The 26,967-nt window shown below is 65.5% G+C and carries 27 protein-coding genes and 1 tRNA gene; 22 read left to right on the top strand and 6 right to left on the bottom strand.

The features are described 5' to 3' along the window. The first annotated feature begins 36 nt into the window (after nt 1-36). Nucleotides 37-1,467, top strand: a complete 1,431-nt coding sequence (gene hemN / locus ADE01S_RS06580) for an oxygen-independent coproporphyrinogen III oxidase (RefSeq protein ID WP_062680720.1) — start codon at nt 37-39, stop codon at nt 1,465-1,467. A 23-nt stretch (nt 1,468-1,490) separates the two neighbouring features. Here hemN and ADE01S_RS06575 read toward each other — a convergent pair whose 3' ends face one another. Beyond that, nucleotides 1,491-2,228: a response regulator gene (locus ADE01S_RS06575; protein ID WP_062680717.1), complete on the bottom strand. Its 738-nt coding sequence runs from the start codon at nt 2,226-2,228 to the stop codon at nt 1,491-1,493. Between the two features lie 168 nt (nt 2,229-2,396). Between ADE01S_RS06575 and rfbD the strand changes: the two genes are divergently transcribed. From rfbD to ptsP, 7 genes are all read left to right on the top strand, one after another. Next, complete coding sequence (gene rfbD / locus ADE01S_RS06570; RefSeq protein WP_062680715.1) at nt 2,397-3,308, top strand: dTDP-4-dehydrorhamnose reductase; 912 nt, start codon at nt 2,397-2,399, stop codon at nt 3,306-3,308. A 371-nt stretch (nt 3,309-3,679) separates the two neighbouring features. Continuing rightward, nucleotides 3,680-5,632, top strand: coding sequence for a threonine--tRNA ligase (thrS, locus tag ADE01S_RS06565; protein ID WP_062680713.1), 1,953 nt, complete (start codon nt 3,680-3,682; stop codon nt 5,630-5,632). 20 nt (nt 5,633-5,652) lie between these two features. Continuing rightward, complete coding sequence (gene infC, locus ADE01S_RS06560) at nt 5,653-6,204, top strand: translation initiation factor IF-3 (RefSeq protein WP_075873417.1); 552 nt, start codon at nt 5,653-5,655, stop codon at nt 6,202-6,204. A gap of 156 nt (nt 6,205-6,360) precedes the next feature. Then, nucleotides 6,361-7,329, top strand: a complete 969-nt coding sequence (gshB, locus tag ADE01S_RS06555) for a glutathione synthase (RefSeq protein ID WP_062680710.1) — start codon at nt 6,361-6,363, stop codon at nt 7,327-7,329. 16 nt (nt 7,330-7,345) lie between these two features. Next, nucleotides 7,346-7,747, top strand: coding sequence for a PTS sugar transporter subunit IIA (locus tag ADE01S_RS06550; RefSeq protein ID WP_062680708.1), 402 nt, complete (start codon nt 7,346-7,348; stop codon nt 7,745-7,747). 111 nt (nt 7,748-7,858) lie between these two features. Then, nucleotides 7,859-8,128, top strand: coding sequence for an HPr family phosphocarrier protein (locus tag ADE01S_RS06545; protein ID WP_043545224.1), 270 nt, complete (start codon nt 7,859-7,861; stop codon nt 8,126-8,128). 58 nt (nt 8,129-8,186) lie between these two features. Beyond that, nucleotides 8,187-9,941 carry a phosphoenolpyruvate--protein phosphotransferase gene (ptsP, locus tag ADE01S_RS06540; RefSeq protein ID WP_062680706.1) on the top strand — a complete coding sequence of 585 codons (1,755 nt, stop codon included), beginning with the start codon at nt 8,187-8,189 and terminating at the stop codon, nt 9,939-9,941. Nucleotides 9,942-10,113: 172 nt separating this feature from the next. Here the strand turns inward: ptsP and amt are convergent, their stop codons facing one another. Both amt and ADE01S_RS06530 read right to left on the bottom strand, forming a co-directional pair. After that, nucleotides 10,114-11,352, bottom strand: a complete 1,239-nt coding sequence (amt, locus tag ADE01S_RS06535; RefSeq protein ID WP_062680704.1) for an ammonium transporter — start codon at nt 11,350-11,352, stop codon at nt 10,114-10,116. 32 nt (nt 11,353-11,384) lie between these two features. Beyond that, nucleotides 11,385-11,723 (bottom strand): P-II family nitrogen regulator, encoded by a 339-nt coding sequence (locus ADE01S_RS06530; protein WP_043545226.1) that lies wholly within the window; start codon nt 11,721-11,723, stop codon nt 11,385-11,387. A gap of 674 nt (nt 11,724-12,397) precedes the next feature. On the opposite strand from ADE01S_RS06530, the gene ADE01S_RS06525 reads away from it, so the two are divergent. Together ADE01S_RS06525 and ADE01S_RS06520 are read left to right on the top strand one after the other, a co-directional pair. Then, nucleotides 12,398-12,700, top strand: coding sequence for an ArsR/SmtB family transcription factor (locus ADE01S_RS06525; RefSeq protein WP_062680702.1), 303 nt, complete (start codon nt 12,398-12,400; stop codon nt 12,698-12,700). 63 nt (nt 12,701-12,763) lie between these two features. Continuing rightward, nucleotides 12,764-13,726 carry a zinc-dependent alcohol dehydrogenase family protein gene (locus tag ADE01S_RS06520; RefSeq protein WP_062680700.1) on the top strand — a complete coding sequence of 321 codons (963 nt, stop codon included), beginning with the start codon at nt 12,764-12,766 and terminating at the stop codon, nt 13,724-13,726. A 10-nt stretch (nt 13,727-13,736) separates the two neighbouring features. On the opposite strand, the gene ADE01S_RS06515 is transcribed toward ADE01S_RS06520, so the two are convergent. Continuing rightward, the gene (locus tag ADE01S_RS06515; RefSeq protein WP_062680698.1) at nt 13,737-14,318 is read right to left on the bottom strand and encodes a CGNR zinc finger domain-containing protein; all 582 of its coding nucleotides are present in this window, start codon (nt 14,316-14,318) and stop codon (nt 13,737-13,739) included. Nucleotides 14,319-14,412: 94 nt separating this feature from the next. Between ADE01S_RS06515 and ADE01S_RS06510 the strand changes: the two genes are divergently transcribed. The 12 genes from ADE01S_RS06510 (at nt 14,413) to ADE01S_RS06455 (ending at nt 25,394) form a co-directional block, all read left to right on the top strand. After that, nucleotides 14,413-15,348, top strand: a complete 936-nt coding sequence (locus ADE01S_RS06510; RefSeq protein ID WP_062680697.1) for an alpha/beta fold hydrolase — start codon at nt 14,413-14,415, stop codon at nt 15,346-15,348. Nucleotides 15,349-15,516: 168 nt separating this feature from the next. Beyond that, nucleotides 15,517-15,768, top strand: a complete 252-nt coding sequence (locus ADE01S_RS06505; RefSeq protein WP_043545227.1) for an accessory factor UbiK family protein — start codon at nt 15,517-15,519, stop codon at nt 15,766-15,768. 171 nt (nt 15,769-15,939) lie between these two features. After that, on the top strand, nt 15,940-17,466 hold the full coding sequence (locus tag ADE01S_RS06500; RefSeq protein WP_062680695.1) for a YifB family Mg chelatase-like AAA ATPase: 1,527 nt from the start codon (nt 15,940-15,942) through the stop codon (nt 17,464-17,466). 388 nt (nt 17,467-17,854) lie between these two features. Continuing rightward, nucleotides 17,855-18,052, top strand: coding sequence for a 50S ribosomal protein L35 (gene rpmI / locus ADE01S_RS06495; protein ID WP_006218740.1), 198 nt, complete (start codon nt 17,855-17,857; stop codon nt 18,050-18,052). 15 nt (nt 18,053-18,067) lie between these two features. After that, entirely contained in the window at nt 18,068-18,427 is a 360-nt protein-coding gene (gene rplT / locus ADE01S_RS06490; protein ID WP_006218741.1) for a 50S ribosomal protein L20, read from the top strand. Nucleotides 18,428-18,504: 77 nt separating this feature from the next. After that, nucleotides 18,505-19,527: a phenylalanine--tRNA ligase subunit alpha gene (gene pheS / locus ADE01S_RS06485; protein ID WP_062680692.1), complete on the top strand. Its 1,023-nt coding sequence runs from the start codon at nt 18,505-18,507 to the stop codon at nt 19,525-19,527. Nucleotides 19,528-19,540: 13 nt separating this feature from the next. After that, entirely contained in the window at nt 19,541-21,958 is a 2,418-nt protein-coding gene (pheT, locus tag ADE01S_RS06480) for a phenylalanine--tRNA ligase subunit beta (RefSeq protein ID WP_062680690.1), read from the top strand. 3 nt (nt 21,959-21,961) lie between these two features. After that, nucleotides 21,962-22,303, top strand: a complete 342-nt coding sequence (locus ADE01S_RS06475; protein WP_087881462.1) for an integration host factor subunit alpha — start codon at nt 21,962-21,964, stop codon at nt 22,301-22,303. Between the two features lie 57 nt (nt 22,304-22,360). Beyond that, on the top strand, nt 22,361-22,792 hold the full coding sequence (locus ADE01S_RS06470; protein ID WP_062680685.1) for a MerR family transcriptional regulator: 432 nt from the start codon (nt 22,361-22,363) through the stop codon (nt 22,790-22,792). 243 nt (nt 22,793-23,035) lie between these two features. After that, a tRNA-Pro gene (locus ADE01S_RS06465) sits at nt 23,036-23,112 on the top strand. A gap of 152 nt (nt 23,113-23,264) precedes the next feature. After that, complete coding sequence (locus ADE01S_RS06460) at nt 23,265-24,542, top strand: rhomboid family intramembrane serine protease (protein ID WP_062680683.1); 1,278 nt, start codon at nt 23,265-23,267, stop codon at nt 24,540-24,542. A 99-nt stretch (nt 24,543-24,641) separates the two neighbouring features. Further along, nucleotides 24,642-25,394 carry an SDR family oxidoreductase gene (locus ADE01S_RS06455; RefSeq protein ID WP_062680681.1) on the top strand — a complete coding sequence of 251 codons (753 nt, stop codon included), beginning with the start codon at nt 24,642-24,644 and terminating at the stop codon, nt 25,392-25,394. A gap of 37 nt (nt 25,395-25,431) precedes the next feature. Here ADE01S_RS06455 and ADE01S_RS06450 read toward each other — a convergent pair whose 3' ends face one another. Further along, complete coding sequence (locus ADE01S_RS06450) at nt 25,432-26,298, bottom strand: spermidine synthase (RefSeq protein WP_062680679.1); 867 nt, start codon at nt 26,296-26,298, stop codon at nt 25,432-25,434. Nucleotides 26,299-26,648: 350 nt separating this feature from the next. After that, nucleotides 26,649-26,870 (bottom strand): CrpP-related protein, encoded by a 222-nt coding sequence (locus ADE01S_RS32285; protein WP_353848690.1) that lies wholly within the window; start codon nt 26,868-26,870, stop codon nt 26,649-26,651. Nucleotides 26,871-26,967 lie beyond the last annotated feature (97 nt).

Below are 26,967 nucleotides of genomic sequence, written 5' to 3'. Positions count from 1 at the left end.
AGTGGGGGCGGCCGGCACAGGCGAATAATTCACGGTATGCAAGCCGCTCTACGCCCTCTACCGTCAGAACCCCACGCGCCCGCGGTCGCCAAGCCCTTTTTTCCGCCCCAGTTGCTCGCCCGGCTGGACAAGAACGGGCCTCGCTATACCTCGTATCCCACCGCGGATCGCTACCATACCGGGTTCGGCGAACTGGACTACCGATTGGCCTTGAGGCAGCGGCGCGCGACGAGCCCGGACGAGCCCCTGTCGCTCTACGTGCACATTCCCTTCTGCGAGTCGGTCTGTTACTACTGCGCCTGTAACAAGGTAGTGACCCGTCACCATGACCGCGCGGCGCGCTACCTGGACGCGCTGGCCGCCGAGATCAACCTGCACGTGCAGGAGCTGGGCGACGGCGTGCCGGTGTCGCAACTGCATTTCGGCGGCGGAACGCCCACTTTCCTGTCCGACGCGGAACTGGCCCGGCTGATGGCGGACCTGCGCCGCGCCTTCCGCTTCCAGCCGGACGCGGAGCTGTCCATCGAAGTGGATCCGCGCACCGCGACGCCCGAACGGCTGGCCTATCTGCGCCAGCTGGGCTTCAACCGCCTGAGCTTCGGCGTCCAGGATTTCGACGCCCGCGTGCAGGTGGCGGTGCATCGCGTGCAGTCCTTCGAGGACGTGCAGGCGCTGGTGCGCAGCGCCCGCGAGCTGGACTACGCCTCGGTCAACGTGGACCTGATCTACGGGCTGCCCCTGCAAACCACGGAGTCGTTTGCCCGCACCATCGCGCAGGTCATCGAGCTGCGGCCCGACCGCATCGCGCTGTACGCCTACGCCCACCTGCCCACGCGCTTCAAGCCGCAACGCCGCATCAACGAGGCGGACCTGCCGGACCGCGCCACCCGGGTCGGCCTGCTGGGCGCCGCCATCGAAGGCTTCCTGAAGCAGGGCTACACCTATATCGGGATGGACCATTTCGCCCTGGATACCGATACGCTGGCGATCGCCAAGCGGCGCGGCGAGCTGCATCGCAACTTCCAGGGATACAGCACGCAGCCCGATCGCGACCTGGTCGCGCTGGGCATATCGGCCATCGGCCGCATCGGCGATACCTACAGCCAGAACGCCAAGGGGCTGGACGACTATTACGCGGCCATCGAATCGGGGCGCTTCGCCGTGGAGCGCGGGCTGGCGCTGAGCGCGGACGACCTGGCGCGGCGCGAAGTCATCATGGACGTCATGTGCCAGGGGCGCGTGGATTTCGCGCGCATCGAGGCGCGCCACAAGCTGCGCTTCGGCGATTACTTCGGCCGCGAACTGCTGCAGATGGCCAACCTGGCCGAACTGGGCCTGGTCGACCTGCGGCCCGGAGAGCTGCAAGTGACCGGCCTGGGCTGGTACTTCGTGCGGGCGGTCGCCATGACCTTCGATGGCTACCTGCAATCGGCCGCCAGCGGCGCCAGCTACTCCCGCATCATCTAGGGATGCGCCGCGCCGGCGCGCCCTCATTCATTCGCGAATTTCTCGCGCAGGTAAAGGGCCAGCGACAGGTCGTCGGAGAGCTGCAGCTTGCGCATGGCGCAGCGCTTGTGCGTGCTGATGGTCTTCTTGCTGCGCACGAGCCGCGCCGCGATCTGCGTCACGGAAAGGCCCTGGCTGATATGGCGCAGGATCTCCACTTCCGAAGCCGTGAGCGCTTCATGCGGGGCGGAGGGCTCCTGGGCGTGGATCCTGCCGTCGCGCACCGAGAGGAAACGGTGCTTGCCGGAGAGCACGCCGCGGATCATTTCCGGCAACAGGGCCATGCCCCATTGCTTGGCCAGGTAGCCGTTGGCGCCGGCCCGGAACGCGGCGTACTGGGTTTCCTGGCGGTTGCCGGCCGAGAACGTGATGATCCCCATGTTGGGGTGGTAGCGGCGCAGGCGCCGCAGATAGCTCACGCCGTCCCAGGGTTCCTGCGGCAGGTAGAAATCCACCAGCGCGACGTCGCAGGGGTGGCGGGACAGCTTTTCCAGCAGCCCCCGCGACGAGGTTTCCCGGTGCAGGACGCGGAAGCCCGGCCGGGCCTCAAGGTAGGCGCCGACGCCCACCGTGATCACGGGGTGATCGTCCAGGATGGCGACGTGGACGACGGGTTGCGTGCGCGACAGCAGCAGGTGCTGGCGCGCATCGGGAAGGTCGCCGGCGGGCTCGTTCGGCGAAGAGGGGAGCGCCAGATTGTCGGGCGCTGAAACAGGTTTCATCTGTGCTTCCACGATCGGGTTGGGCGGTGTGCCGGGGACGATCCCCGCGCTCAGTGCACCATCAGTCCTAGATTCGAGTGGGCAGATTACGTTTTCGACTGGCTATCCGCAGCGGAAACGCGCCAAAATCAGACTGTTATACCCAAGGCCGACGAGGCGAGCGGGCACATGACCACCAAGATTCTGCTGCTGGGCAAGGACGGCCAGCTGGGTTTCGAGCTGCGGCGCAGCCTGGCGCCCCTGGGCGAGGTCGCGGCGGCGGGGCGGCGCGAGGGCGACCTGACCCACCCTTTGCAGCTGGCGCGGCTGGTTCGGCGGGAAAAGCCCGACGTCATCGTCAATGCCGCCGCCTTTACCGCCGTCGAGCGCGCCGAGGAGGACCCGGTGCGCGCGATGCGGATCAACGGCGAGGCCGCGGGCGAACTGGCGGCGCTCGCCGCCAGCCGCGGCGCGCTGATCGTGCATTACTCGTCCGATTACGTGTTCGACGGCGCCAAGGCCGGCTCCTACGTGGAAAGCGACGTGCCGGCCCCCCTGAATGCCTACGGCCGCAGCAAGCTGGCCGGCGAGCGGGCGGTGAGGGCCATGAACCCCGCCCACCTCCTGTTCCGCACTTCGTGGGTCTACGGGGCGTTCGGCGACAATTTCCTGAAGACCGTGCTGATGGCGCTGCGCCAGGCCGAGGCGCTGCGCGTCGTGGACGACCAGCGCGGCGCGCCCACGGGCGCGGCCTTCATCGCCGACGCCACGGCGCTGGTCCTGGCGCGTTATCTCGCGCAGGGCAGGGACGGCTTTCCCTTCGGCCTCTATCATCTGGCGGCGGCGGGCGCGGCCAGCTGGCATGAATACGCCTGTTTCATCGCCGCGCAGGCCAGGCGGGCGGGCCTGCCGGTCAACCTGAGGCCCGAGGAGATCCTGCCGGTCGCCTCGGGCCAGTATCCGGCCGCGGCGCGCCGGCCCTTGAACTCGCGCCTGGATACCCGGTTGCTCGCCCGCGTGTTCGGCATCCACGCGCCGCCCTGGCGGGACGGCGTCGCCCATGCGCTGGCGACGCTGGCGGGTAGCCGCGGCCTGGGCTAGCCGGGCCGGGTGTCGCGCTTTCGCCACGGAGCAGAGGTAAATGGTGCTACAATCGTCAACGATAAGCGCACTTTGTTGCGTGCCGCGGCAACGCGGCGCAGGCAGCGTTCATCGCCATTTTGATTCTTGATTCGCGCCGCGTGAGGCGCGCCCCGGACAGGCCCCAAACACCATGTTTTTCCCGCTGGCACGAACTACGACCCGGAACTTTCGCCCTATGTCGCGTTAGTTTTTTTCGTGCGTCGGGTTTCTCCGTGTCAGGTCAGCGGTAGAACTCAGCAAGACAATCAAAAGAACGCGGCTTCCAGGCCGCGTTTTTCGTTTCCGTTTTTCGATTTTCAGTTCCTAGAAACCCCCAGGAAATATTCCCGATGGTACAGATCACATTGCCCGATGGTTCGCAGCGCCAATTCCCGGGGCCGGTAACGGTCGCCGAAGTGGCGCAATCGATCGGCACGGGCTTGGCCAAGGCCGCCCTGGGCGGGCGCGTCACGTTCGAGGGCGCGGAGTCCCGGCTGGTCGACACCAGCTTCCGCATCGAAGGCGATGCGCGCCTGGCCATCGTGACCGCCAAGGACGCAGACGGCCTGGACCTCATCCGTCACTCCACGGCCCACTTGCTGGCCTACGCCGTCAAGGAGCTGTTCCCGGATGCCCAGGTGACCATCGGCCCCGTGATCGACAACGGCTTCTACTACGACTTCTCGTACAAGCGCCCGTTCACGCCCGAAGACCTGGCGGCCATCGAGAAGAAGATGGCCGAGCTGGCCAAGAAGGACGAGGTCGTCACGCGCGAAGAATGGTCGCGCGACGACGCCGTCGAGTTCTTCAAGGGCATCGGCGAAAAGTACAAGGCCGAGATCATCGCCTCGATCCCGTCCAACGAGACGCTCAGCCTGTACCGCGAAGGCGAGTTCATCGACCTTTGCCGCGGCCCCCACGTGCCGTCCACGGGCAAGCTGAAGGTCTTCAAGCTGATGAAGGTGGCCGGCGCCTACTGGCGCGGCGACAGCAAGAACGAGATGCTCCAGCGCATCTATGGCACCGCCTGGGCCACGAAGGAAGAGCAGGAAGCCTATCTGCACATGCTGGAAGAGGCCGAGCGCCGCGACCACCGCAAGATCGGCCGCGAACTCGATCTGTTCCACTTCCAGGACGAGGCCCCCGGCCTGATTTTCTGGCACCCCAAGGGCTGGACGCTGTGGCAGCAGGTGGAGCAGTACATGCGCTCCGTCTACCGCGACAACGGCTACCAGGAAGTCAAGGCACCGCAGATTCTCGACATCTCGCTCTGGAAAAAGACCGGCCACTGGGACAACTACCGTGAAAACATGTTCACGACGGAATCCGAGAACCGCGTCTACGGCCTGAAACCGATGAACTGTCCGGGCCACGTGCAGATTTTCAACGCCGGCCTGCATTCCTACCGGGAACTGCCCCTGCGCTACGGCGAATTCGGCCAATGCCACCGCAACGAACCCTCGGGTTCGCTGCACGGCATGATGCGCGTGCGCGGCTTCACGCAGGACGACGGCCACATTTTCTGTACCGAGGAACAGCTCCAGGACGAATGCGCCGACTTCACCGCCTTGCTGCAGAAGGTCTACCGCGACTTCGGCTTCACCGAAGTGCTGTACAAGGTCGCCACGCGTCCTGAAAAGCGTATCGGCTCGGACGAAGTCTGGGATACGGCCGAGCAGGCGCTGATGGAAAGCCTGCGGCGCACCGGCTGCGAGTTCGAGATTTCGCCGGGAGAGGGCGCGTTCTACGGCCCGAAGGTGGAATACACGCTGAAGGACGCCATCGGCCGCCACTGGCAGTGCGGTACGATCCAGGTCGACTTTTCCATGCCCGTGCGCCTGGGCGCCGAGTACGTGGACCAGAACGACCAGCGCCGCCCGCCGGTCATGCTGCACCGCGCTATCCTCGGTTCGCTGGAGCGATTTATCGGCATGCTGATCGAAAACCACGCCGGCGCGATGCCTCCCTGGCTGGCTCCGGTGCAGGCCGTCGTATGCTGCATTTCCGAACCTTCCGCCGATTATGCGGCGGAAATCACGCAAAGCCTGAAAAAACAAGGCTTTAGAGTAGAGTCCGATTTGCGCGGTGAAAAAATCACTCGTAAAATTCGGGAGCACAGCCTGCAAAAGGTTCCGTACATCCTTGTCGTCGGCGACAAGGAAAAGCAAAACGGCACCGTCGCCGTACGCGGACTGGGTGGTCTGGACCTCGGCGCCATCGCCATCGACGAATTCGTCGCGCGATTGGCCGAGGATGTTTCCACCCGTCGCGACGTCAATCATCCCGATAGCAGCGCTGCTTAACATTTCTAGGAGCTTTCAACATCGCCACTGAAAAAGCCAATCGCATCAACGGTGAAATCCGCGTCCCCGAGGTGCGCCTGATAGGTCTGGACGGAGAACAACTGGGCATCGTCAAGATTGCCGACGCGTTCCGTCTTTCCGAGCAAAGCGACGTGGATCTGGTGGAAATCGCGCCGAACGCCGAGCCGCCGGTCTGCCGTTTGATGGACTACGGCAAATTCAAGTACCAAGAGCAGAAGCGCCAAGCCGAAGCTCGTTCCAAGCAAAAGGTCATCCAGGTCAAGGAAGTCAAATTCCGTCCTGCCACCGACGAGGGTGACTACCAAGTCAAGCTGCGCAACCTGCGCCGCTTCCTCGAAGAAGGCGACAAGGCCAAGGTGACGTTGCGGTTCCGTGGCCGCGAAATGGCCCACCAGGAACTTGGCATGCGGGTGCTTGAACGTGTGCGCGACGATCTGCTGGAACTGGCCCAGGTCGAAGCCATGCCGAAGCTCGAAGGCCGTCAGATGGTCATGGTGCTGGCGCCCAAGAAGAAGGCCCCGCCCGCGGGCAAGCCCGAATCGGCGGCCTGAGCTCCAGCCTGAGCCTCCCTTCGGGGAGGTCCGGTCGCTCTTCCACCCGCCGTCCGCTCTGTGGACCGGCGGGTTCGCTTATTGGGCGGCTCTGCGCTACGATGTCATAAGGTCGCCTTCCCGCGAGGGAAGGCGACGTCCGTTCAGGGTGTCGCGATGCACGTTTTGTTCGTTTTGGATCCCTTGCCGCTCTTGAAAGCGTACAAGGACAGCTCTGTCGCCATGATGCGTGCCCTCGTGGCGCGCGGCCATACGCTCAGCGTGGCCATGCAGGGCGATCTCTATATCGAGGGCGGCACGGTCAAGGCCGTGGCCACGCCCATCGAACTGGTCGCGGACGCCGATCTGCACGGCCACGACTGGTGGCGCGAGTCCGCCGCCCAGGATCTGCCGCTGGCGGATTTCGGCGCGGTCGTGATGCGCAAGGATCCGCCGTTCGACATGGAATACGTCTATTCCACGCACCTGCTCGAATATGCCGAGGCGCAAGGCGCCCGCGTGTTCAACGGCGGCGCGGCGATCCGCAACCATCCGGAAAAACTGGCCATCACGGAAATCAGCGAGTTCACCGCGCCCACGCTGGTGACCCGCAACATGGCTCGCCTGCGGGCCTTCCACGAAGCGCATCACGACGTCATCGTGAAGCCGCTGGACGGCATGGGCGGCACCGGCGTGTTCCGGCTCCAGCCCAAGGATCCGAACCTGAACGCCATCCTGGAGACGCTCACCGACAACGGCGCGCGCACCATCATGGCGCAGCGCTACATCCCCGACATCGTCAAGGGAGACAAGCGCATCCTGCTGATCGGCGGCGAGCCGGTGCCGTATTCGCTGGCCCGCATTCCGCTGGCGGGCGAAACCCGCGGCAACCTCGCGGCCGGCGGGCGCGGCGTCGCGCAGGCGCTGTCGCCGCGCGACCGCGAAATCGCCAAGGCCGTCGCGCCCAGGCTGGCCGCGCGCGGCCTGCTGCTGGTCGGGCTGGACGTCATCGGCGACTACGTCACCGAAGTCAACGTCACGAGCCCCACCTGTTTCGTCGAGATCGCCGAACAGACCGGCTTCGACGTCGCGGGCATGTTCGTCACGGCGCTCGAAAAAGCCGTGGCGGGCAAGGCCGCGGCCTGAACCCCAGGACTTCGTCATGACCACGGGTATCGTCATCGTCGTGCACGCGCCTTTGGGCGCGGCGATGCGGGAATGCGCCAGCCACGTCATGGGCAACCTCGACGGCATGCTGGCCATCCACGATATCCAGCCCGCGGACCGGCCTGACGACCTGGCCCCCGACGTCCTGAAGGACATCCTGGAACAGGAGCACGGGGGCGGGGTGCTGGTGCTGACCGACCTGATCGGCGCCACGCCCGCGAACATCGCCAAACGGGCCGTCGCCGACGCCCAGGCGCAGGGTATCCAGTGCTGCGTGCTGGCGGGGCTGAATACCCCGATGTTGCTGCGCGCCTTGACCTATCGCGGCCTGCCCTTGGCCGAAACGCGCGAAAAGGCCTTGGCCGGCGGAGTGCAGGGCGTCTTGCGTGTAGACTGACGGGCGGAAAATTGCCCTATTATGTCGGCTGATATTTTTCAAGCCGGTGAGCGGTTCGACGTTTTGCTGCAAACCATACCGGGGCGCCCAGCCGCGGTCATAATATTTCCTATGCCTAATACAGACATCGTCATCAGCAATAAACTGGGCCTGCACGCCCGGGCGGCCGCCAAGCTGACGCAACTGGCCAGCAAGTTCTCCAGCGAGATCTTCATCTCGCGCGGCGCGCAGCGCGTGAACGCCAAGAGCATCATGGGCGTCATGATGCTGGCAGCCGGGCTGGGCGTGACGGTCAGGCTGGAGGCTTCGGGCAACGATGCCGAGCAAGCCCTTTCCGAAATTGAAACTCTGTTCGACAGCAAATTCGGTGAGCAGGAATAGAACGACTTCTGAATCCGCCGGCCTGAGCGCTCCCCAGGCCGGTTCGTCTACGACCCTCATGGACACACACGACGGGGCTGGCGGTGCCAGCCCCGTCGTGTGTCTTTACGGCAAAGGCGTCGCCAAGGGATATGCCATCGGGCGCGCCGTCGTCATGGGCGCCGCGGCCCTGGAGGTCGCGCACTACCGCATTTCGCCCGAGGACGTGCCGGCCGAAAGCAGCCGCCTGACCGAGGCCCTGGCCTCGGCCCAGCAGGAACTGCTGCAGCTGGCCGATACCTTGCCGGCCGACGCGCCGCGCGAGCTGGGCGCGATGCTGAACGTCCACAGCCTGTTGCTGGGCGATCCGCTGCTGGCCGAGCAAACGCTGGCCCTCATTGCCGATCGGCACTACAACGCCGAATGGGCGCTGACCACGCAGGGCCAGATCCTGGGGCAGCAGTTCGACGCCATGGAGGACGAGTACCTGCGCGAGCGCGGGGCCGACGTGCGCCAGGTCATCGAACGGGTGCTGCACGTGCTGGCGGGCTCCTCGGCGATCCTGCCGGACATGTCCCACATGGGGGGCGACGACGCGCTGGTGGTCGTGGCTCACGACATCTCGCCCGCCGACATGCTGCGGCTGCGCGGCGGCCGTTTCGCGGCCTTCGTGACCGACCTGGGCGGCCCCACCTCGCATACCGCGATCGTGGCGCGCAGCATGGGCGTGCCCGCCGTCGTGGCCATGGGCAACGTGCGCGAGCTGGTGCGCGACGGGGACATGCTGATCATCGACGGCGGGGCCGGCGCGGTGATCGTCAACCCGTCCGACCGCATCCTGCAGGAATACCGCCGCCGCCAGTCCGCCTACGCGGACGAGCGCGCCGAACTCAGCCTGCTGCGCGACGAGCCGTCGGTTACCCTGGACGGCATCGACATCGTGCTGCATGCCAATATCGAGCTGCCGGAAGAGGCCGCCCTGGCGCTGGCCTCCGGCGCCCACGGGATCGGGTTGTTCCGCAGCGAATTCCTGTTCATGGGGCGGCCGGACCTGCCGGGCGAGGAAGAGCAGTACGAAGCCTATTCCTCCGTCGTCAAGGTGATGGCGGGCCGTCCCGTCACGATCCGCACCCTGGACATCGGCTCGGACAAGACGCTGGACGGCGAGGCCACCGTGGCCACCAATCCCGCGCTGGGGCAGCGCGCCATCCGCTATTGCCTGGCGCGCCCGGAAATGTTCGCGACCCAGCTGCGCGCCATCCTGCGGGCTTCCGCCCACGGACCGGTGCGCCTGCTGATTCCCATGATCGCGCACATGCACGAGGTCGTGGCGACCAAGGCGGCCATCGAGTCCGCGCGCCGCGAACTCGACGCCCGCGGCCAGGCCTATGCGCCGCACATGGAAGTGGGCGCCATGGTCGAAGTGCCGGCCATCGCCATCGCGATCGAGCCTTTCGCCCAGGCGCTGGACTTCCTCTCCATCGGCACCAACGACCTGATCCAGTACACGCTGGCGATCGACCGCGGCGACCACGACGTGGCGTCCCTGTACGACCCGCTGCATCCGGCGGTGCTGCGCCTGGTCGCGCACACCATCAACGCGGGCGAGCGGGCCGGCAAGCCGGTAGCCGTGTGCGGGGAAATGGCGGGCGATTCGCGCATGACGCGATTGCTGCTGGGCCTGGGCCTCACCGAGTTCTCCATGCACCCGCAGCAGTTGCTGGACGTGAAGCGCGAAGTGCGCCGCGCGCATTCCAACGCCTTGCGCGTCAAGGTGGCCGCCGCCCTGAACCGCGCCTTGCCGGTGGACCTGGACGCGCTGGGTCCAGGCTGAAGCGCGCTTCGGCCGGGGAATGGAAAAAGCCCGAGACCATAAAGGTCTCGGGCTTTTTTACCGCTTCGCAACCACTCGCTGCCGCCCGGTCCAGGCCGCGATGGATCCGGCTCTGCCGGTCCATACGCGGCGCCCCCTTGAGGGGGAGGCGCCAGAGGCGCCTCGGGGGGGCTCAACTGTGATACGCCGATTCGCCGTGGCTCGTGACATCCAGGCCTTCGCGTTCCTGGTCTTCCGGCACGCGCATGCCGCACAGCGCATTGGCGATCTTGTAGGCGATCCAGGCCACCACGCCGGACCAGACGATGGTCAGCAGCACGCCTTCCAGCTGGACCCACAGTTGGTGGCCGATCATGCCGGGTTCGGCCAGGCCGGGGCCGCCGAGGATCTGGGCGTTGAACACGCCGGTCAGCAGGGCGCCGACGATGCCGCCCACGCCGTGCACGCCGAACACGTCCAGCGCGTCGTCGGCGCGCAGCAGGCGCTTCAGGCCATTCACGCCCCAGACGCAGACCGCGCCGGCAATCACGCCGATGACCAGCGCGCCCACCGGGCCGACCAGGCCGGCCGCGGGAGTGATGCCCACCAGGCCGGCAACCGCGCCGGAGGCCGCGCCCAGCATCGAGGGCTTGCCCTTGATGGCCCATTCCGTGAACAGCCAGGCCAGGACAGCGCCCGCGGTTGCGATCATGGTGTTGAAGAAGGCCAGCGTGGCGTTTTCATTGGCGGCCAGCGCCGAGCCAGCGTTGAAGCCGAACCAGCCCACCCACAGCAAGGCCGCGCCGACGAAGGTCATGGGCAGGTTGTGGGGCTGCATCGCTTCGCGGCCATAGCCCACGCGCTTGCCCACCACGTAGGCGCCCACCAGGCCGGCCACGCCGGCGTTGATGTGCACCACGGTGCCGCCGGCGAAGTCCAGGGCGCCCTTGGCGTTGAGCAGGCCGGGCGCCGTTTCGGACGCGAACCACACCATGTGGGCGATCGGCACGTAGGCGAACGTGAACCAGATCACGGTGAACACCAGCACGGCCGAGAAGCGGGCGCGTTCGGCGAAGCTGCCGACGATCAGCGCGCAGGTGATGCCGGCGAACGTGGCCTGGAACGAGGCGAAGAGCAGCTCGGTCAGGGTGTTCGACATGGAATACGCGCCGTCGGCCGGATTGAACATGCCGGAGAAGAAGGCGCGCGACAGGCCGCCGAAGAAAGCGTTGCCCTCGGTGAACGCGAGGGAATATCCGTAGATGAACCAGAGCACCAGGCCCAGCACGAACGTGCACAACACTTGCAGCAGCACCGACAGCACGTTCTTGCTGCGTACCAGGCCGCCATAGAACATCGCCAGACCAGGTACGGCCATCATCAATACGAGCAGGGTAGAGACGAGCAACCAGGAAATATCCGCTTTATCCATTTTCAGGCTCCAATGAGTCTTTCTTTATTCGTTCAGAGCGCCGCTTCGCCGGCTTCGCCTGTTCTGATCCGGATGACTTGTTCCAGCGGCGCGGCGAAGATCTTGCCGTCGCCGATCTTGCCGGTGCGGGCGGCCATTTCGATCGCCTCGATGACCTGGTCGACGAGGTGGTCGGGCACGGCGGCTTCGACTCGCAGCTTGGGCAGGAAATCGACGGCGTATTCGGCGCCGCGATACAGCTCGGTATGGCCTTTCTGGCGGCCGAATCCCTTGACTTCGGTAACGGTCAGGCCCTGGACCCCGATCCCGGATAGAGCCACCCGCACTTCGTCGAGCTTGAAGGGCTTGATGATGGCGATGATGAGTTTCATGGCATTTCCTCTCATGGTTGCACGTTGGCCCTGGCTATCAAGCAAAATCCATGCCATGTTGCGCAGCGCCGGGAGGAAAGCGGCGAGGCCCCTGAGTTGTGCGGTCTCGCACCGTGTTGGTGCGGCATGCACCGCGGCGCGGCGTCAAAGTGGTGCGGCCATGCGATGCGCAACATCTGCAACCAAATATGAGCCAAGCCCGCCATGTGTTGCGAATTGATGCGTCCACTATTTCGATTCATATCGGCAAATGCCCGTAAATCGCCTTTCGTCATGAACCCGGAAATCGGCCGCAAAGCCTTGTCGCACGGGGCTTTGGCGTGAAAGTCGCACGCCCGCGATTGCGTGCCGGAGCGGTCCCGAACCGCCCTCGTGTGCGCCTATGGCTGATACGAGGGTTTACACCCATCGGCTTGTTGCGCCGGGGCGGCTGAAGAAGAATCGACAACAGTTCATGCCGTTTCGGCGAATGGTCGGGGCCGCAGGCCGCGGTCCGACGCGTACCGGTGTTGGTAGGGGGTTGCCGCCATGGCAGCCCGGTTTTCTCCTGTGCTTTGAAGGGCGGTCACCGCATGCGGCCCGCCCTTTTTTTTGCCCGTCGCCTGGAGAGCCGCGAACCCTTGCGGGAGATGAGAGCGCATTGACATATCGGGAAATTCCGATATTATCGCTTCATGGACCTGCTCGAAGTATTCAAAGCCCTCTCGAACCGCACGCGCCTTGAAATCCTGAAAGGGTTGAAGGATCCCGTGAACAGCTTCCCGCCGCAGGACGAAGGGGACGTGCTGACGGTGGGCGTTTGCGTCAGCAGCATCCAGGAAGGCGTCGGGCTATCGCAGTCGACGGTGTCCGATTACCTCGCAACGCTGCAACGGGCGGGCCTGGTGGAAGCCAGGCGCATCGGCCAGTGGACCTACTACAAGCGGAACGAAGCAGCCATCAGCGCGCTTGCCGAGATCATCGGGAAAGAGCTGTAGATTTTTTTGCCCCTATATATCTGGAATTCCCGATATCCCTTTTTATCGAAATTAGGATCAACCATGAAAGCGATCGTATTGAAGTCATTTGGCGGCCCGGAATCGTTCGAGCTGCGCGACGTGCCCAAGCCCGTGCCGCGCGCGGGGCAAGTCCTGGTCCGGGTGCATGCCACCTCCATCAATCCCCTGGATTACCAGGTCCGGCGTGGCGACTATCCCGACCTGGTGCCGCTGCCGGCCATTACCGGCCACGACGTATCCGGCGTCGTCGAGGCGGTCGGACCGGGCGTGACGGCCTTCGTGCCTGGAGACGAAGTCTGGTACACCCCGCAAATATTCGAGGGGCCGGGTAGCTATGCCGAGTACCACGTCGCTGCCGAAAGCATCGTCGGGAAGAAGCCTGCGTCCCTGAGCCATCTTGAGGCGGCGAGCCTGACCCTGGTCGGCGGGACGGCGTGGGAAGCGCTGGTCGTGCGCGCGGCGCTGCGGGTGGGGGAGAGCATCCTGGTGCACGGCGGCGCGGGAGGCGTCGGCCACGTGGCGATCCAGCTCGCGAAAGCGATCGGTGCAAGGGCGTTCACCACCGTGCGCGACTCAAACATCGAATTCGCGCGCAGCGTGGGCGCCGATGTCGTCATCGACTACGAAAAAGAAGATTATGTCGACGCCGTCTTGCGGGAAACCGGGGGCCGCGGCGTCGATGTCGTGTTCGACACCATAGGCGGCAACGCCTTGTCGCGCAGCCCCGACGCGCTTGCGCAGTTGGGCCGGGTCGTCTCGATCGTGGACACCGCGCAACCGCAAAACGTTCTTCAGGCCTGGGGCAAGAACGCGAGCTATCACTTCGTGTTCACCAGGCAGAACCGCGGCAAGCTCGACGAATTGAGCGCATTGGTGGCGCGCGGCCAGCTACGGCCGCATGTGGGCGCGGTCTATCCGCTTGCCGACATTCCGCTCGCCCATGCCCGGCTGGAGCGTCCCAACAACGGCATCCAGGGAAAAATCGCGATTGCGGTCGAGCCGTAAGCGCGCGTCCTTATCTCTTCTTGCGCGACCGGAATGCCGCCACTTTCATCCGGTTGCCGCACACCGCCATGCTGCACCAGCGGCGCCGGTGCGACTTCGTCCTGTCGTGAAACATGAGCGTGCAGTCGTGCGCTTCACATTGCCGGACGAGATCCAGCGGCGCGTCGGTCAGCAGCATGACGACGGCCTGGGCAACGGGTTCGAGCAGGCTGGCGGCGTCCTCCTGGAGGCGCCGCCTTACCACTTTGAACGCGTTGCTCGCGCTGTCCCACTCCAATTCCTTCGAGCGACGGCCGGCCCTGAGAACGTGGTTGACGACGCTGGCGTCGGCCTCTCCCCCCAGCTTGGCCGCGTTCAGCAAGCATTTTGCGCTTTCACGCAATTGAAGGGCGAGCTTCATCAGGCCCTCGGGGGGCGCCTCGATGCCTTGAGGAAGCACGCCGGCCAGCTTCAACCATGCCAGCACGGCATGGTCGTCGGTGAAGCACTCGTGATGGGCCGGCCCCACGCCGAATTCACTGTTGATGAAGTCGAGCGCGAGGTCGTCACCCACGAACAGCGGGGCCTTCTGGGCGGTTGCGTTCTCAAGCATTCCGTCAATGTAACCCAAAAAAATGCATTTACCAGTTACCTATGGGTGATGTAACCTCTAAAACTCAATTTTAAGGTTACACGGAGATTTTACGATGGCTACGAATGAACTGCAGGGAGCGGCCGGCGCGGCCGCGGCGTCGTTGACGGGCGAAGCGCTTGCGGCGGGCCGCCAGGTCCACCACCGGTTCGAGCAGGTGGGGGATGTGAAGGTGTTCTATCGGGTGGCGGGCGACCGCCGGGCGCCGGCGGTGCTCTTGCTGCACGGGTACGCGGCATCGTCGTTCATGTACCGCAACCTCATTCCGCTGCTTGCGGACAGGTACTACGTGATCGCGCCGGATCTGCCGGGCTTCGGATTCACCGAGGCGCCCGCCCGCGGGCAATATGCCTACACGTTTGACCAGCTCGCCAGGACCATCGGGCAGTTCACCGAACAGTTGCGGCTGGAGCGCTACGCCATGCAAGTCTTCGACTACGGCGCTCCCGTGGGCTGGCGCCTCGCGGCGGCGAATCCGTCTCGCGTCAGCGCCATCGTTTCGCAGAATGGGAACGCCTATGAGGAAGGGCTGGGTCCGGGCTGGGCGCAGATCCAGGAGTATTGGAAGAAGCCGTCGCAAGCGAACCGCGATGCGCTGCGCGAGTTCTCCACGCCCGCCTCCATCGAGTGGCAGTATCTGGAAGGCGTCCCGGACGCCACCCTGGTCGCGCCCGATGCCATCGCGCTGGAGAGCTTCCTGGTGTCCCGGCCGGGCAATGCCGAGGTCCAGCTCGATCTGCTCCTGGACTACGCGTCCAACGTGGAGAAGTACCCGGAATTCCAAGCCTACTTCCGCAAGCACCAGCCGCCCCTGCTGGCGGTCTGGGGCAAGAACGATCCGTTCTTCCTGCCCGCGGGCGCCGAGGCCTGGAAGCGCGACATCCCTGGCGCCGACGTGCGCTTCTACGACACCGGCCACCTGGCGCTGGAAACGCACGGCGTCGAAATCGGGGCGGCCATCCGCGCGTTCCTGGACGAAAACGTGAAATGAAGCGCGGCAACGCTTGCGAGGCGTGGGGGGGCAAGACAAAAAGCGCCCCCTCGGGGGGCAGCAAGCAAGCGAAGCTTGCGCGGCGTGGGGGCTTTTTTTTTATTTTGCACCGGGTAGCGGCGGCCCGACGCACTACACTTGAGGCATCAAGAACATAGTGAGGCCGTCATGAACAATCGCACCCAGTGGATGGAAGACATCCAGAAGAACCTTTCCGACCTGATCGCCCGCAGCCCGGCCGCGGACGTGGAGCGCAACGTCCGCGCGATGATGACGCAGGCGTTCTCCAAGCTGGATCTGGTGACCCGCGAGGAATTCGACGTCCAGGCCGACCTGCTGGCCCGCACCCGCGCCCGCGTGGATCAGCTGGCCGCCCAGGTCCAGCAGCTGGAATCGCGCCTGTCCGCGCTGGACAAGTAGGCATGCCGCCGGCCGCGTGGCGGCCGGCCCGGCTCCGTTTTCCACGGTCGCCACGAGCGGCCGTTTTCTTTGGCGCGGGCCGCGGGCGCGGGACGCTTTTGTCCCTGCCGCGGCGGCAGCCTCGCGTTCTTTGCGGATACTGGCGGTTTCCGTCCGTCCCTGGAGACCGCCTTGACGCTAGCCGTTCTAGCCAGCCGTGCCCTTTGCGGCCTGGACACCCACGCGGTGCGCGTGGAGACGCATCTGGGGCCCGGGCTGCCCGGCTTCAACGTGGTGGGCTTGCCGGACACCGAGGTGCGCGAGAGCCGCGAGCGAGTGCGTGCCGCCATCCTCAATAGCGGCTTCGAATTTCCGCCGGGCCGCATCACCGTCAATCTCTCGCCGGCCGACCTGCCCAAGGAGTCCGGCCGCTTCGACCTGCCCATCGCCCTGGGCGTGTTGCTGGCGTCGGGGCAATTGGCCGCCCAGGCGGAGGGCGCCCCGGATGCGCGCGCGCCGGCTCCGGCGCTGGCCGACCTGGTGCTGGCCGGCGAGCTGTCGTTGACGGGGGCGCTGGTGCCGGTGGCCGCGCCGCTGGTCATCGCGCTGGGCGTGGCGCGCGAGGCGCCTGGCGCCACGCTCATCCTGCCGGCCGGCAGCGCCGAGCAGGCGGCCTGGGTGCCGGACCTGCGGGTGTTGTCCGCGCGCAGTCTGGCCGACGTGGCCGCGCACGCGGCCGGAGCCTGCCGGCTGCCCGATGCCATTCCCAGGCCCTGGCCGGCGGCGCCGCCGGCGGCGTGCCTGTCGGACGTGCGCGGCCAGCCGGGGGCGCGGCGGGCGCTGGAGGTCGCGGCGGCGGGAGCGCACAGCCTGCTGATGATCGGTCCGCCGGGCGCGGGCAAGAGCATGCTGGCCGCGCGCCTGCCGGGCTTGCTGCCGCCCCTGGCGCGGCGGGAGGCGCTGGAAGCCGCTGCGGTGGCGGCCCTGGCGGGCCTGCCCGACGCGCCGATGGGGCAGCCGCCGTTCCGGGCGCCGCACCATTCCGCGTCCGTCGCGGCGCTGGTGGGCGGGGGCAGCCGGCCGCGCCCGGGCGAAATCAGTCTGGCGCATCGAGGGGTGCTGTTCCTGGACGAGCTGCCGGAATTCAACCGCCGAACGCTCGAAGCCCTGCGCGAACCGCTGGAAGCGGGCAGGGTGATCATCGCCCGGGCGCTGCATTCGGCGCGGTTCCCCGCCCGGTTCCAGCTGGTCGCGGCCATGAACCCATGCCCTTGCGGCTGGCGCGGCCATCCGGCCCGGGCCTGCGCCTGCTCTCCCGACCAGGCGGCGCGCTATGTGGGCAGGGTGTCCGGCCCCTTGCTGGATCGCATCGATCTGCACGTGGCCCTGCCGCCCTCCGACCCGGATTGGATGAGCGGCCCGCCGGGCGAGCCCTCGGAGCCCGTGCGCGAGCGCGTGGCGCGTTGCCGCGAGCGCCAACTGGCCCGCCAGGGCAAGCCGAACGCCGCCCTGGAGGGCGCCGAACTGGACGAGCATTGCCGCATGGATGGCGAGGCCCGGGCCCTGCTGTCGCAGGCCATGCGCCGGCTGGCCGGGTCGGCCCGGGCCCTGCACCGGGCGCTGCGGGTTGCCCGGACTATTGCCGACCTGGACGGCGAGGAGCGGCTGGCGGCGTCCCACGTCGCCCAGGCCGTGCAATACCGGCGGCCGGGAGTATGATTGCCCGGGTCCCCGGGGCATGTCCCGCCCGGGAAGCGGCATCGCCGGCCGAGTCGGCCTGCCTGCTCGACAAACTCAGGGAAATCACCATATAATCAAAGGCTTTCCCGGATCTGGGCCGCTTTGGCGGCCTTTTTCGGGTGAAGCCGGCAGCGATGCCGGCGGGCAGCGCCCTTAGCCGGCGCGGGCCCAGGGTATATGCCCGAGGCGTCGGCCCCAAAGGCGCGATGCTCCGGTGATGTCCCCGGCAACAGCCCTGGAAGTACCTCAGAAGTGGCAACAGGTAGACCAAGTTTTGCCGTGGCGCCTGGCTTTCATCGGCCTTGCGCGCGTCAAGCACCTCGCGTCATATAAATCAACAATGCGTGTTTTAGTTTAGGGAATCAACATGCCCAAGATGAAAACCAAGAAAAGCGCCTCCAAGCGCTTTAAGGTTCGCGGCAGCGGCTCCATCAAGCGCGGTCAGGCGTTCAAGCGTCACATCCTGACCAAGAAGACCACCAAGGCCAAGCGTCAACTGCGCGGCTCGACGGCGGTCCATGAGTCCAACGTGGCCTCCGTCAAGGCCATGATGCCTTTCGCTTGATAAAGGAGATCTAATATGCCTCGCGTCAAACGCGGCGTAACCGCCCGCGCCCGTCACAAAAAAGTCATTGCCGCCGCCAAGGGTTATCGTGGTCGCCGCGGTAATGTGTTCCGTATTGCCAAGCAAGCGGTCATGCGCGCTGGCCAATACGCCTACCGCGATCGTCGCAACAAGAAGCGCACGTTCCGCGCTCTGTGGATCACGCGTATCAACGCCGCCGTCCGTGAGCATGGCGTCAGCTACAGCGTGTTCATCGCCGGCCTGAAGAAGGCTTCGATCGAACTCGACCGCAAGGTCCTGGCCGATCTGGCCGTGCGCGACAAGGCCGGCTTCGCCGCCATCGTGCAGCAAGCCAAGGCTGCCTTGGCTGCCTGATCGCGCGCTTTAACTCATCGCGCATCGCTGCAAACGGGGCTGTAATGGCCCCGTTTGCGTTTTGAAGGCTGGATTTCATGACTCAAACGGTTGACGACCTGGTCTCCCAGGCGCAAGAACGGTTCGCCGCGGCTCCTGACGCCGCCGCGCTGGAAAACGCAAAGGCTCGTTTCCTGGGCAAGGAAGGCGCGCTGACGGTGCTGCTGAAGGCCCTCGGCAAGCTCGATCCCGAGCAGAAGCGCGAGATGGGCGCCCGGATCAATCAGGCCAAGCAGAAGGTCGAAGAGCTCCTGAATTTGCGCCGCGCCGCGCTGGCGCAGGCGGAACTGGATGCCCGTCTGGCATCCGAAACCATTGACGTCACCCTCCCGGGCCGCGGCCGCGCGCCTGGCGGCATCCATCCGGTGATCCGCACCTGGGAACGAGTGGAAGAGATCTTCCGCTCCATCGGCTTCGACGTGGCCGACGGCCCCGAAGTCGAAAACGACTGGACCAATTTCACCGCGCTGAACAATCCGCTGGACCATCCGGCGCGGTCCATGCAGGACACGTTTTACGTCGACATGAACGACGCCGACGGCCTGCCGCTGCTGCTGCGCACGCACACCAGCCCCATGCAGGTGCGTTATGCCCGCATGAACAAGCCGCCCATCAAGGTCATCGCGCCGGGGCGCACCTACCGCGTCGACAGCGACGCCACGCACTCGCCCATGTTCCACCAGGTGGAAGGGCTCTGGATCGCCGAGGACATTTCGTTCGCCGACCTGAAGGGCGTGTACACCGATTTCCTGCGTTGCTTCTTTGAAAGCGACGATCTCGTCGTGCGTTTCCGCCCGTCGTTCTTCCCGTTCACGGAACCGTCGGCCGAGATCGACATGATGTTCACCTCGGGTCCGAACCGCGGCCGCTGGCTGGAGATCTCCGGCTCGGGCCAGGTGCACCCGCAAGTGGTGCGCAACTTCGGCCTCGATCCCGAGCGCTACATCGGCTTCGCCTTCGGTTCGGGGCTTGAGCGCCTGACCATGTTGCGCTACGGCGTCAACGATCTGCGCCAGTTCTACGAAGGCGATTTGCGCTTCCTGCGCCAGTTCAACGAATAACCCACGGCTGATCATGCAATTTCCCGAATCCTGGCTGCGTACGCTGGTCAATCCTCCGATCGCAACCGACGAACTCGCGCACCGGCTCACGATGGCCGGCCTGGAAGTCGAAGACACCGTGCCCGCCGCGCCCGCATTTTCGGGCGTGGTGGTGGCTCGCATCGTCGAAATCGCTCCGCATCCGGACGCGGACAAGCTGCGCGTCTGCCAAGTGGACGACGGCTCGGGCGAACGCCTGCAGATCGTTTGCGGCGCGCCCAACGCCGCGGCCGGCCTGACCGTGCCGCTGGCCCGCGTGGGCGCGGAGCTGCCCGGCGGCATGAAGATCGGCGTGGCCAAGATGCGCGGCGTGCAATCGTCGGGCATGTTGTGCTCGGCCCGCGAACTGGGCCTGTCGCAGGATCACGCGGGCCTGCTGGAACTGCCTGCCGAGATGACGCCGGGCCAATCGATCCGCGAAGCGCTGGACCTGGACGACACGCTCTTCACCTTGAAGATGACGCCCAACCGCGCCGACTGCCTGTCGATCCTGGGCGTGGCGCGCGAAGTCGCGGCCCTGACCGGCGCGCCGCTGTCGGTGCCCACCGCCGCCGCCGTCCCCGTGACGCTGGACGAACGCCTGCCCGTCAAGGTCGAGGCGCCTGACCTGTGCGGCCGTTTCGGCGGCCGCGTGATCCGCGGCGTCAACGCCCGCGCAGCGACGCCCGACTGGATGAAGACGCGCCTGGAGCGCGCCGGCCAGCGCTCGCTGTCGGCCCTGGTGGACATCTCCAACTACGTCATGCTCGAACTGGGCCGTCCGTCGCACGTGTTCGACCTGGATAAGATCCAGGGCGATCTGTGCGTGCGCTGGGCGCGCGAGGGCGAGACGCTCGAACTGCTGAACGGCCAGACCGTGACGCTGGACCCGCGGGTCGGCGTGGTGGCGGCCGGCGACCAGGTCGAAAGCCTGGCCGGCATCATGGGCGGCGAGGCTACCTCGGTCACGCTCGACACGCAGAACATCTATCTGGAAGCCGCGTTCTGGTGGCCCGAATCGCTGGCCGGCCGCGCGCGCCGCTACAAGTTCAGCTCCGAGGCCAGCCACCGCGGCGAGCGCGGCGTGGACTTCGCGACCATTCCGCAGCACATCGAATTCATCACGCGCCTGATCGTGGACATCTGCGGCGGCCAAGTCGGTCCGCTGGACGACCAGATCGTCAACCTGCCCAAGCGCGAACCCGTGCGCATGCGCCTGGCGCGCTGCCATCGCGTGCTGGGCGTGCCGGTCACGCAGGCCGAGGTCGCCAAGATCTTCGGCAGCCTGGGCCTGGAATACGCGATCGAAGGCGACGAATTCATCGTGACGCCGCCGTCGTACCGCTTCGACCTGGAACTGGAAGAAGACCTGATCGAAGAGGTGGCCCGCATCTACGGCTTCGAGAACATTCCCGCGGTGCCGCCGATGGCGCGCGCCAAGATGTACTCGCAGCCCGAGATCCGCCGCGGCGCGCACTTCCTGCGCCGCCTGACGGCCGCGCAGGACTACCAGGAAGTCGTGAACTACAGCTTCGTCGAAGCCGACTGGGAACGCGACTACGCCGGCAACGAGACGCCGGTGCGCCTGGTCAATCCCATCGCCAGCCATCTGTCGGTCATGCGCTCCAGCCTGATCGGCGGCCTGGTGGCCAACATCCGCCACAATGCCAACCGCAAGCAGTCGCGCGTGCGCGTGTTCGAACTGGGCCGCGTGTTCATGCGCGATGCGTCCGCCCAGGACGGTCCGCTGGAAGTGGCCGGCGTGCGCCAGCCCCTGAAGCTGGCCGGCGCGGCCTGGGGCCCCGCGGTTGAAGAGCAGTGGGGCGTTGCGACGCGCCACGTGGACTTCTACGACGTGAAGATGGATGTCGAGGCGCTGTTCGGCGCGCGCGGCAGCCGCCTGCGCTTCGCGGCCGCCGCCCATCCCGCGCTGCATCCGGGCCGCAGCGCCCGCGTCGAACTCGACGGCCGGCAGGTCGGCTGGATCGGCGAACTGCATCCGCGCTGGGCGCAGCAGGCCGACCTGGCGCATGCGCCCGTCGTGTTCGAACTGGACGTCACGGCCCTGTCCGAAGGCGAATTGCCGCAGGTGCGCGAACTGTCGCGCCAGCCCGTGGTGGTGCGCGATTTGGCGTTGTGGGTCGACGAGGGCGTGTCCGTGCAGTCCATGCTCGACACTGTCGCCGCGGCCGTCAAGGCGGACCCGCAGCTGGCGGTGGTGCAGGATGCGCAGCTGTTCGACGTGTGGCGCGAGAAGCCCCAGCACGGCGAGCCCGCGACCGAGAAAAGCCTTGCTTTCCGGTTCTGGCTACAGGACACTGAGGTCACGCTGGACGAAGCCAGGGTGGCCGATTGCCTGGCGCGCATCAAGGATGCCTTGGTGGCCGCGCATGGTGCGCGCCAGCGCGCTTGAACCATGGGGAACAGTATGCTTGCCGAGCCACGCACCCTGACCAAGGCCGAGCTGGCCGAACTGCTCTTTGAGCGGGTCGGCCTGAACAAACGCGAAGCCAAGGACATCGTCGATACTTTCTTCGAGGAGATCCGCGACGCCCTGGCGCGCGGAGACTCCGTGAAGCTCTCGGGCTTCGGCAATTTCCAGGTGCGCGACAAGCCGCCGCGCCCCGGCCGCAATCCCAAGACCGGCGAGACCATTCCCATCGCCGCACGCCGCGTGGTTACCTTCCATGCGAGTCAGAAACTCAAGAGCGTGGTGGAGCAGGCCGCGCCTGCTGCATCCGACGACGCCGCGGAGTGATACGCTTTGTCGGTAATTGTTATCGGCCCCAGACGTATCGCGGCATAAAATTCTCTTATGACACGTACAGAATCCACCGTTACCTTACCGCCCATTCCCGCCAAGCGTTACTTCACCATCGGTGAAGTCAGCGACCTGTGTGGCGTCAAGCCCCATGTCTTGCGGTATTGGGAACAGGAATTCACGCAGCTCAAGCCGGTGAAGCGGCGCGGCAACCGCCGCTACTACCAGCATCATGAAGTGCTGCTGATTCGTCGCATCCGTTCCCTGCTGTACGAGCAAGGCTTCACGATCAGCGGCGCGCGCAATCGCTTGGGCGACGCGCGCGACGTGCCGCACGATCAAGACGCGGCCGTGCGCTTGTCCGGCGCCGAGATGCAAGCCCTGCGCACCGAGCTGGGCAACGTCTCGACGATGCTGGCCGAAGCCTTGGGCACCGCGGCCAACGCGGCCGGCGCAAGCAATGCGAGCACCTCGTCCGCGGTCTGAGCGTCGCTTGAAGCGGCGCGTCGCGCCGCTTTGACTCATTGATTGAATGCAGTACCGGCAGCACGCATGCGCCTTCGGGTGCGGCGCGTTGCCAGCAGCGGTATCTTGCGCCCCGCGCGCGAGCGTCACGCAGGCGGTTGATGCGTGTGGCGAACGCGAGGCGCAAATTTTTTTGAGTATTCAGCACTTTTTTTGCACGAATGCGTGCAAACATTTTTTTGTTCTGCTATACTCTTTTTCTTTCGGGGCGTAGCGCAGCCTGGTAGCGCACTTGCATGGGGTGCAAGGGGTCGCGAGTTCGAATCCCGCCGTCCCGACCAGCAGTTCCAAAGGCCGTCAGTGAGAAATCACTGACGGCCTTTTCATTTTTGCTTGGCCAATGCGCCTGCGCAACGCGGCGCGATCTTGAGATCGTGGAGCCGGGCGCATGGCTTGGTTAAGATGAACTCCATTTCATTGATCCGGCAGCCCGATGGCTCTATTCCAACGCACGTCGCCAATTAAGAAAATACTCGCCGGCAAAATCACGCTTTTGCTGATCGTTTCCAATATTGCGGTGTACCTCGTGGCCGGTTACCTGGATACACGAGCATTCGAGAGCCTGAGCCAAACCTCGTTCTTGATCGACTGGGGTGGAAACGTACCGGCGTTGACCTTGTCCGGCGAGTATTGGCGCCTGTTCACCAGCATGTTCCTGCATGTCGGCTTTCTGCATCTGGCGATCAACATGCTGGCGTTGTGGTCACTGGGGATCATTCTTGAAGCACGCATGCGTTCCTGGGTGTTCCTGGGCGTGTATTTGCTGTCGGGCCTGTGCGGCAGCCTGGTCACGGCGCTATGGCATCGGGATGAATTTTTCCTCAGTTGCGGGGCGTCGGGCGCGATCCTGGGAATTTTCGGGGCGGCGATTGTTTATGGTTTGCATGACCGGCGGATGGGGCGGCCCCATATTCCTCCCGGCAATCTGCTGTTGAGCCTGGCACTGACCTTCGGCGCGGGCTTCGCGTTCGACGTCGACAATGCGGCGCACCTGGGCGGTTTGCTTGCGGGGGCGCTGCTCGCGGGCCTTGCGCTGTGCGCCGAACGTTTGCGGCCCGTGGCGGCAGCGGCGGTATTGGCCGGCGCTGGCATGATCGGCGCCGCGGCATTGGCCGTGGTGACGCTTGATAATCATGATCGCGACATGCAGCAGCAGATCGCCGCTGCGCGCTTTGAGCATACGCTGGGGAAGATGGGATTGCTGCAGTCCGCCAAAGCGCCCGCGAGCGCGCTGATTCTCGATGCGTGCGTCGACCGCGCGTTGTTCGAGGCGGCGCAAGGCGGATCCGCGGCGCCCGACCTGCGCCGGTGCATAAAGCCTGGCGACCGGGAGCAGGCCCTGCTGGCGACGTTCATGCCGCGGCGGTATCAAGATTGCCTGGCGCAAACCGTCGAGCTGCAGCAGCTGTACCCGGATGCGGCGGCGCGCAAGGCATTGGCCGGGGCAGAGCAATACTGCGCGATGCAGACTGGGATCTATGCCGCGCTCTTTCAGGAACAGCCCGTCGAACTTGAGGTGGAGAAGGCCTTGCAGACGCGCCTCTTGATGAAATTCCTGGTGGATGGGGGCAGGAAATTCCGGACTGATTCAGCGCCGTTGCAGGCGCAGGCGAACGCCATGCAGGGGATACTCCGACGGCCGGGTGAACTGGCGTCGGCCATCATCGGTCGATCGGGGTGCCCTTACTGGAGTTGCGCGCGATCGCGCTAGAGGCCGGGGGCGTCCGCAAGCAGGCAGCAATAAACGGGAGGACAAGGCGCATCGGCGTTCGTAGGATGCAGGCATCATTCATGTCTGGAGCTGGCGCCGATGTCTTTATCTCTTGCTGGAAAAGTGGCTTTGGTGACCGGTGCGTCCTCGGGCATCGGACGCGCGGTGGCGTTGCGCCTGGCAGCCGAGGGCGCGGCGCTGGTGCTGACCGCGAGACGCCGCGATCTGCTGGAGCGGGTGGCGGACGAGATCAGAGGCGCGGGCGGGCGCGCCTGCGTGTCGGCGGGAGATGTCGCGCAGCCTGAAACCCACAGGCAAGCGGTGCAGGATGCTCAGCGTGAGTTTGGTGGCCTGGATATCGCAGTGAACAATGCCGGCACGGCTGGCCCCATCAAGCCACTCGCGGAAGTCGGCTTGGATGAATGGGAGCGCACGTTGAGCGTCAATCTCACCGCGGCGTTCCTGGGGGCGCGCCATCAAATCCCGGCCATGTTGGAGCGGGGCGGCGGCGCGTTGGTCTTCGTATCCAGCTTTGTGGGGACGAGCGTGGGTTTGCCCGGAATGGCCGCATACGGGACGTCGAAAGCCGCGCTGATGGGATTGGTCAAGGGCATCACGGCAGACTACGGCGCGCAGGGTATCCGGGCCAATGCGCTCTTGCCCGGCGGAGTGGACACCGACATGGCTGGGAACCAGGAACAGAAAGACTGGGCCGCGAATCTGCACGCCATGAAGAGAATCGCGCGCGCCGATGAAATCGCTTCGGCCGCGCTGTTCCTGGCGAGCCCGATGGCGAGTTTCGTCACGGGGTCCGCGCTTTACGCGGACGGGGGCAACTCGGCGGTGAAATGAGCCGGCGGCCGATAGGCCGCAGCCTGGCCGGCGTCGCTCAATCGCGCAACACGGGCGCTTCGCTCGCGGCCTTTTCCCTGCGCGCAAACATGCTCAGGGCCTTCTTGAAATCCACGCCCAAAGGCCCGAGGCTGGCGTCCAGCGCCGCGGCATTGCGCGCCAGCTCATCGCGACCGGGCAGCTCGCCATTGACCGCCATGACCACCCGGTTGCCTGTTTGCAGATTGAAGAACGCTCCGAACACCGCGGCATAAGTCGCCGATTCGCGTTCGTAAAGCTGGCTTTCGGTGAAGGTGTTCGCCACCGCCACGCCGCCCGGCGCGAGAATGCCGCGCACGTGTTGCAGGAACTCCAGCGTCATTAGGTGTTCGGGGATGTAGTCGACGTCGAACGCGTCCAGCATCACGATGTCGTACCGCAGGCCTTCGCGATGGGCGCGTTCGATGTAGGCGCGGCCATCTTCCAGGAAGAGGCGTTGCGTGGGACTTTGCCGGTAGCCGAAATGGCGTCCGGCGACATGGCCTACGGCGGGATCGATCTCCACGGTATCGATGATGGCGTCGGGCAGCAGCGAGGCCAGGGTTTTCTGCAGCGTGGCGCCGCCCAGGCCGACGATCAGAATGTTCCGCGGTTTGGGATTGACATAGAGCGCGGTCATCATCATGCGGGTGTACGAAAACACCAGCCGCTCGGGATGCTCCAGACTCATGCAGGTCTGGCGGCCGACGTCATGCATGGAGTTGAAGTTCATGCAGCGTTCGCCGTTTTCCTCGAACACGAGCAATTTGCCGAACTGCGAGTCTTCTCTATGGATCAGCTGTGGGCCGCCGTTGCCGCGCAGCAGCAGCAATGCTGCGCCGGCAATGACGAGTATGAGCAGGACGCGGACGGCAAGGCGGAACATGGAACGGCAAGCGGCAAGTAGGAACGCGTCATGGTATCGCGCTCTCGCACCGTCGCGACGCGGCCTGGCGCATCCATGCCCTGCTTCCTGTGCATGGGGCGCAAGGGGGGCGCGGGTTCGACGCCCGCCATCCCGACCCGCAACGCCAAAGGCCGCCAGTGAGAAATCACTGGCGGCCTTTTCGTTTCCAGGCGCGTGAAGTTAATGCGTTTGAGTCGATGCGCTAGACGGGGGTGACGAGCAGTGCCGAAGTGTGCGGTGCTTGAGGCCCTGCGGTTCACGTCGTTCATGACGCGAAGCCGCGGGGTTCATGAGGCAAGGTTCGTCAGATGCGCTTCCTGGCGTTCCGGCTAATCGGATAGCCGTTGAAGATGCCGTCTTTTCAAGTCGGCCAGTCGGGCGTCGCTGCCTTCACGCCAACCCGCTTCCCACGATGCCAATTTGACTCGCCATTTGTGCGGGGACTCGCCCGTGTGGGCGGGCATGTTGGCTGCCTGCATGAACGGACACGCCGAAAGCGGGACTCCGTGTCTTGCAGCTTCCTGACCAGCTCGGTGGATGAGCTCATCCATTTTTGCCTCCTCTGGTAGAAAATGCCCTAGTCCAGAAGATGATCGCCGCTCCCTCGCGTGTCCAGCGTTGTTACTCCACGAAATGTGGTTGCGGATG

Source organism: Achromobacter denitrificans NBRC 15125 (assembly GCF_001571365.1).
GTDB classification, from domain to species: domain Bacteria; phylum Pseudomonadota; class Gammaproteobacteria; order Burkholderiales; family Burkholderiaceae_B; genus Achromobacter; species Achromobacter denitrificans.
Note: the sequence above shows the minus strand (reverse complement) of the source record. Positions and strands in the feature narration are given on the sequence as shown.

Excerpts from the sequence above, each read along its gene's own strand:
- hemN (WP_062680720.1), top strand. The coding sequence starts at position 37 with ATGCAAGCCGCTCTACGCCCTCTACCGTCAGAACCCCACGCGCCCGCG.
- ADE01S_RS06575 (WP_062680717.1), bottom strand. The coding sequence starts at position 2,228 with ATGAAACCTGTTTCAGCGCCCGACAATCTGGCGCTCCCCTCTTCGCCG.
- rfbD (WP_062680715.1), top strand. The coding sequence starts at position 2,397 with ATGACCACCAAGATTCTGCTGCTGGGCAAGGACGGCCAGCTGGGTTTC.
- thrS (WP_062680713.1), top strand. The coding sequence starts at position 3,680 with ATGGTACAGATCACATTGCCCGATGGTTCGCAGCGCCAATTCCCGGGG.
- gshB (WP_062680710.1), top strand. The coding sequence starts at position 6,361 with ATGCACGTTTTGTTCGTTTTGGATCCCTTGCCGCTCTTGAAAGCGTAC.
- ADE01S_RS06550 (WP_062680708.1), top strand. The coding sequence starts at position 7,346 with ATGACCACGGGTATCGTCATCGTCGTGCACGCGCCTTTGGGCGCGGCG.
- ADE01S_RS06545 (WP_043545224.1), top strand. The coding sequence starts at position 7,859 with ATGCCTAATACAGACATCGTCATCAGCAATAAACTGGGCCTGCACGCC.
- ptsP (WP_062680706.1), top strand. The coding sequence starts at position 8,187 with ATGGACACACACGACGGGGCTGGCGGTGCCAGCCCCGTCGTGTGTCTT.
- amt (WP_062680704.1), bottom strand. The coding sequence starts at position 11,352 with ATGGATAAAGCGGATATTTCCTGGTTGCTCGTCTCTACCCTGCTCGTA.
- ADE01S_RS06530 (WP_043545226.1), bottom strand. The coding sequence starts at position 11,723 with ATGAAACTCATCATCGCCATCATCAAGCCCTTCAAGCTCGACGAAGTG.
- ADE01S_RS06525 (WP_062680702.1), top strand. The coding sequence starts at position 12,398 with ATGGACCTGCTCGAAGTATTCAAAGCCCTCTCGAACCGCACGCGCCTT.
- ADE01S_RS06520 (WP_062680700.1), top strand. The coding sequence starts at position 12,764 with ATGAAAGCGATCGTATTGAAGTCATTTGGCGGCCCGGAATCGTTCGAG.
- ADE01S_RS06515 (WP_062680698.1), bottom strand. The coding sequence starts at position 14,318 with ATGCTTGAGAACGCAACCGCCCAGAAGGCCCCGCTGTTCGTGGGTGAC.
- ADE01S_RS06510 (WP_062680697.1), top strand. The coding sequence starts at position 14,413 with ATGGCTACGAATGAACTGCAGGGAGCGGCCGGCGCGGCCGCGGCGTCG.
- ADE01S_RS06505 (WP_043545227.1), top strand. The coding sequence starts at position 15,517 with ATGAACAATCGCACCCAGTGGATGGAAGACATCCAGAAGAACCTTTCC.
- rpmI (WP_006218740.1), top strand. The coding sequence starts at position 17,855 with ATGCCCAAGATGAAAACCAAGAAAAGCGCCTCCAAGCGCTTTAAGGTT.
- rplT (WP_006218741.1), top strand. The coding sequence starts at position 18,068 with ATGCCTCGCGTCAAACGCGGCGTAACCGCCCGCGCCCGTCACAAAAAA.
- pheS (WP_062680692.1), top strand. The coding sequence starts at position 18,505 with ATGACTCAAACGGTTGACGACCTGGTCTCCCAGGCGCAAGAACGGTTC.
- pheT (WP_062680690.1), top strand. The coding sequence starts at position 19,541 with ATGCAATTTCCCGAATCCTGGCTGCGTACGCTGGTCAATCCTCCGATC.
- ADE01S_RS06475 (WP_087881462.1), top strand. The coding sequence starts at position 21,962 with ATGGGGAACAGTATGCTTGCCGAGCCACGCACCCTGACCAAGGCCGAG.
- ADE01S_RS06470 (WP_062680685.1), top strand. The coding sequence starts at position 22,361 with ATGACACGTACAGAATCCACCGTTACCTTACCGCCCATTCCCGCCAAG.
- ADE01S_RS06460 (WP_062680683.1), top strand. The coding sequence starts at position 23,265 with ATGGCTCTATTCCAACGCACGTCGCCAATTAAGAAAATACTCGCCGGC.
- ADE01S_RS06455 (WP_062680681.1), top strand. The coding sequence starts at position 24,642 with ATGTCTTTATCTCTTGCTGGAAAAGTGGCTTTGGTGACCGGTGCGTCC.
- ADE01S_RS06450 (WP_062680679.1), bottom strand. The coding sequence starts at position 26,298 with ATGTTCCGCCTTGCCGTCCGCGTCCTGCTCATACTCGTCATTGCCGGC.
- ADE01S_RS32285 (WP_353848690.1), bottom strand. The coding sequence starts at position 26,870 with ATGGATGAGCTCATCCACCGAGCTGGTCAGGAAGCTGCAAGACACGGA.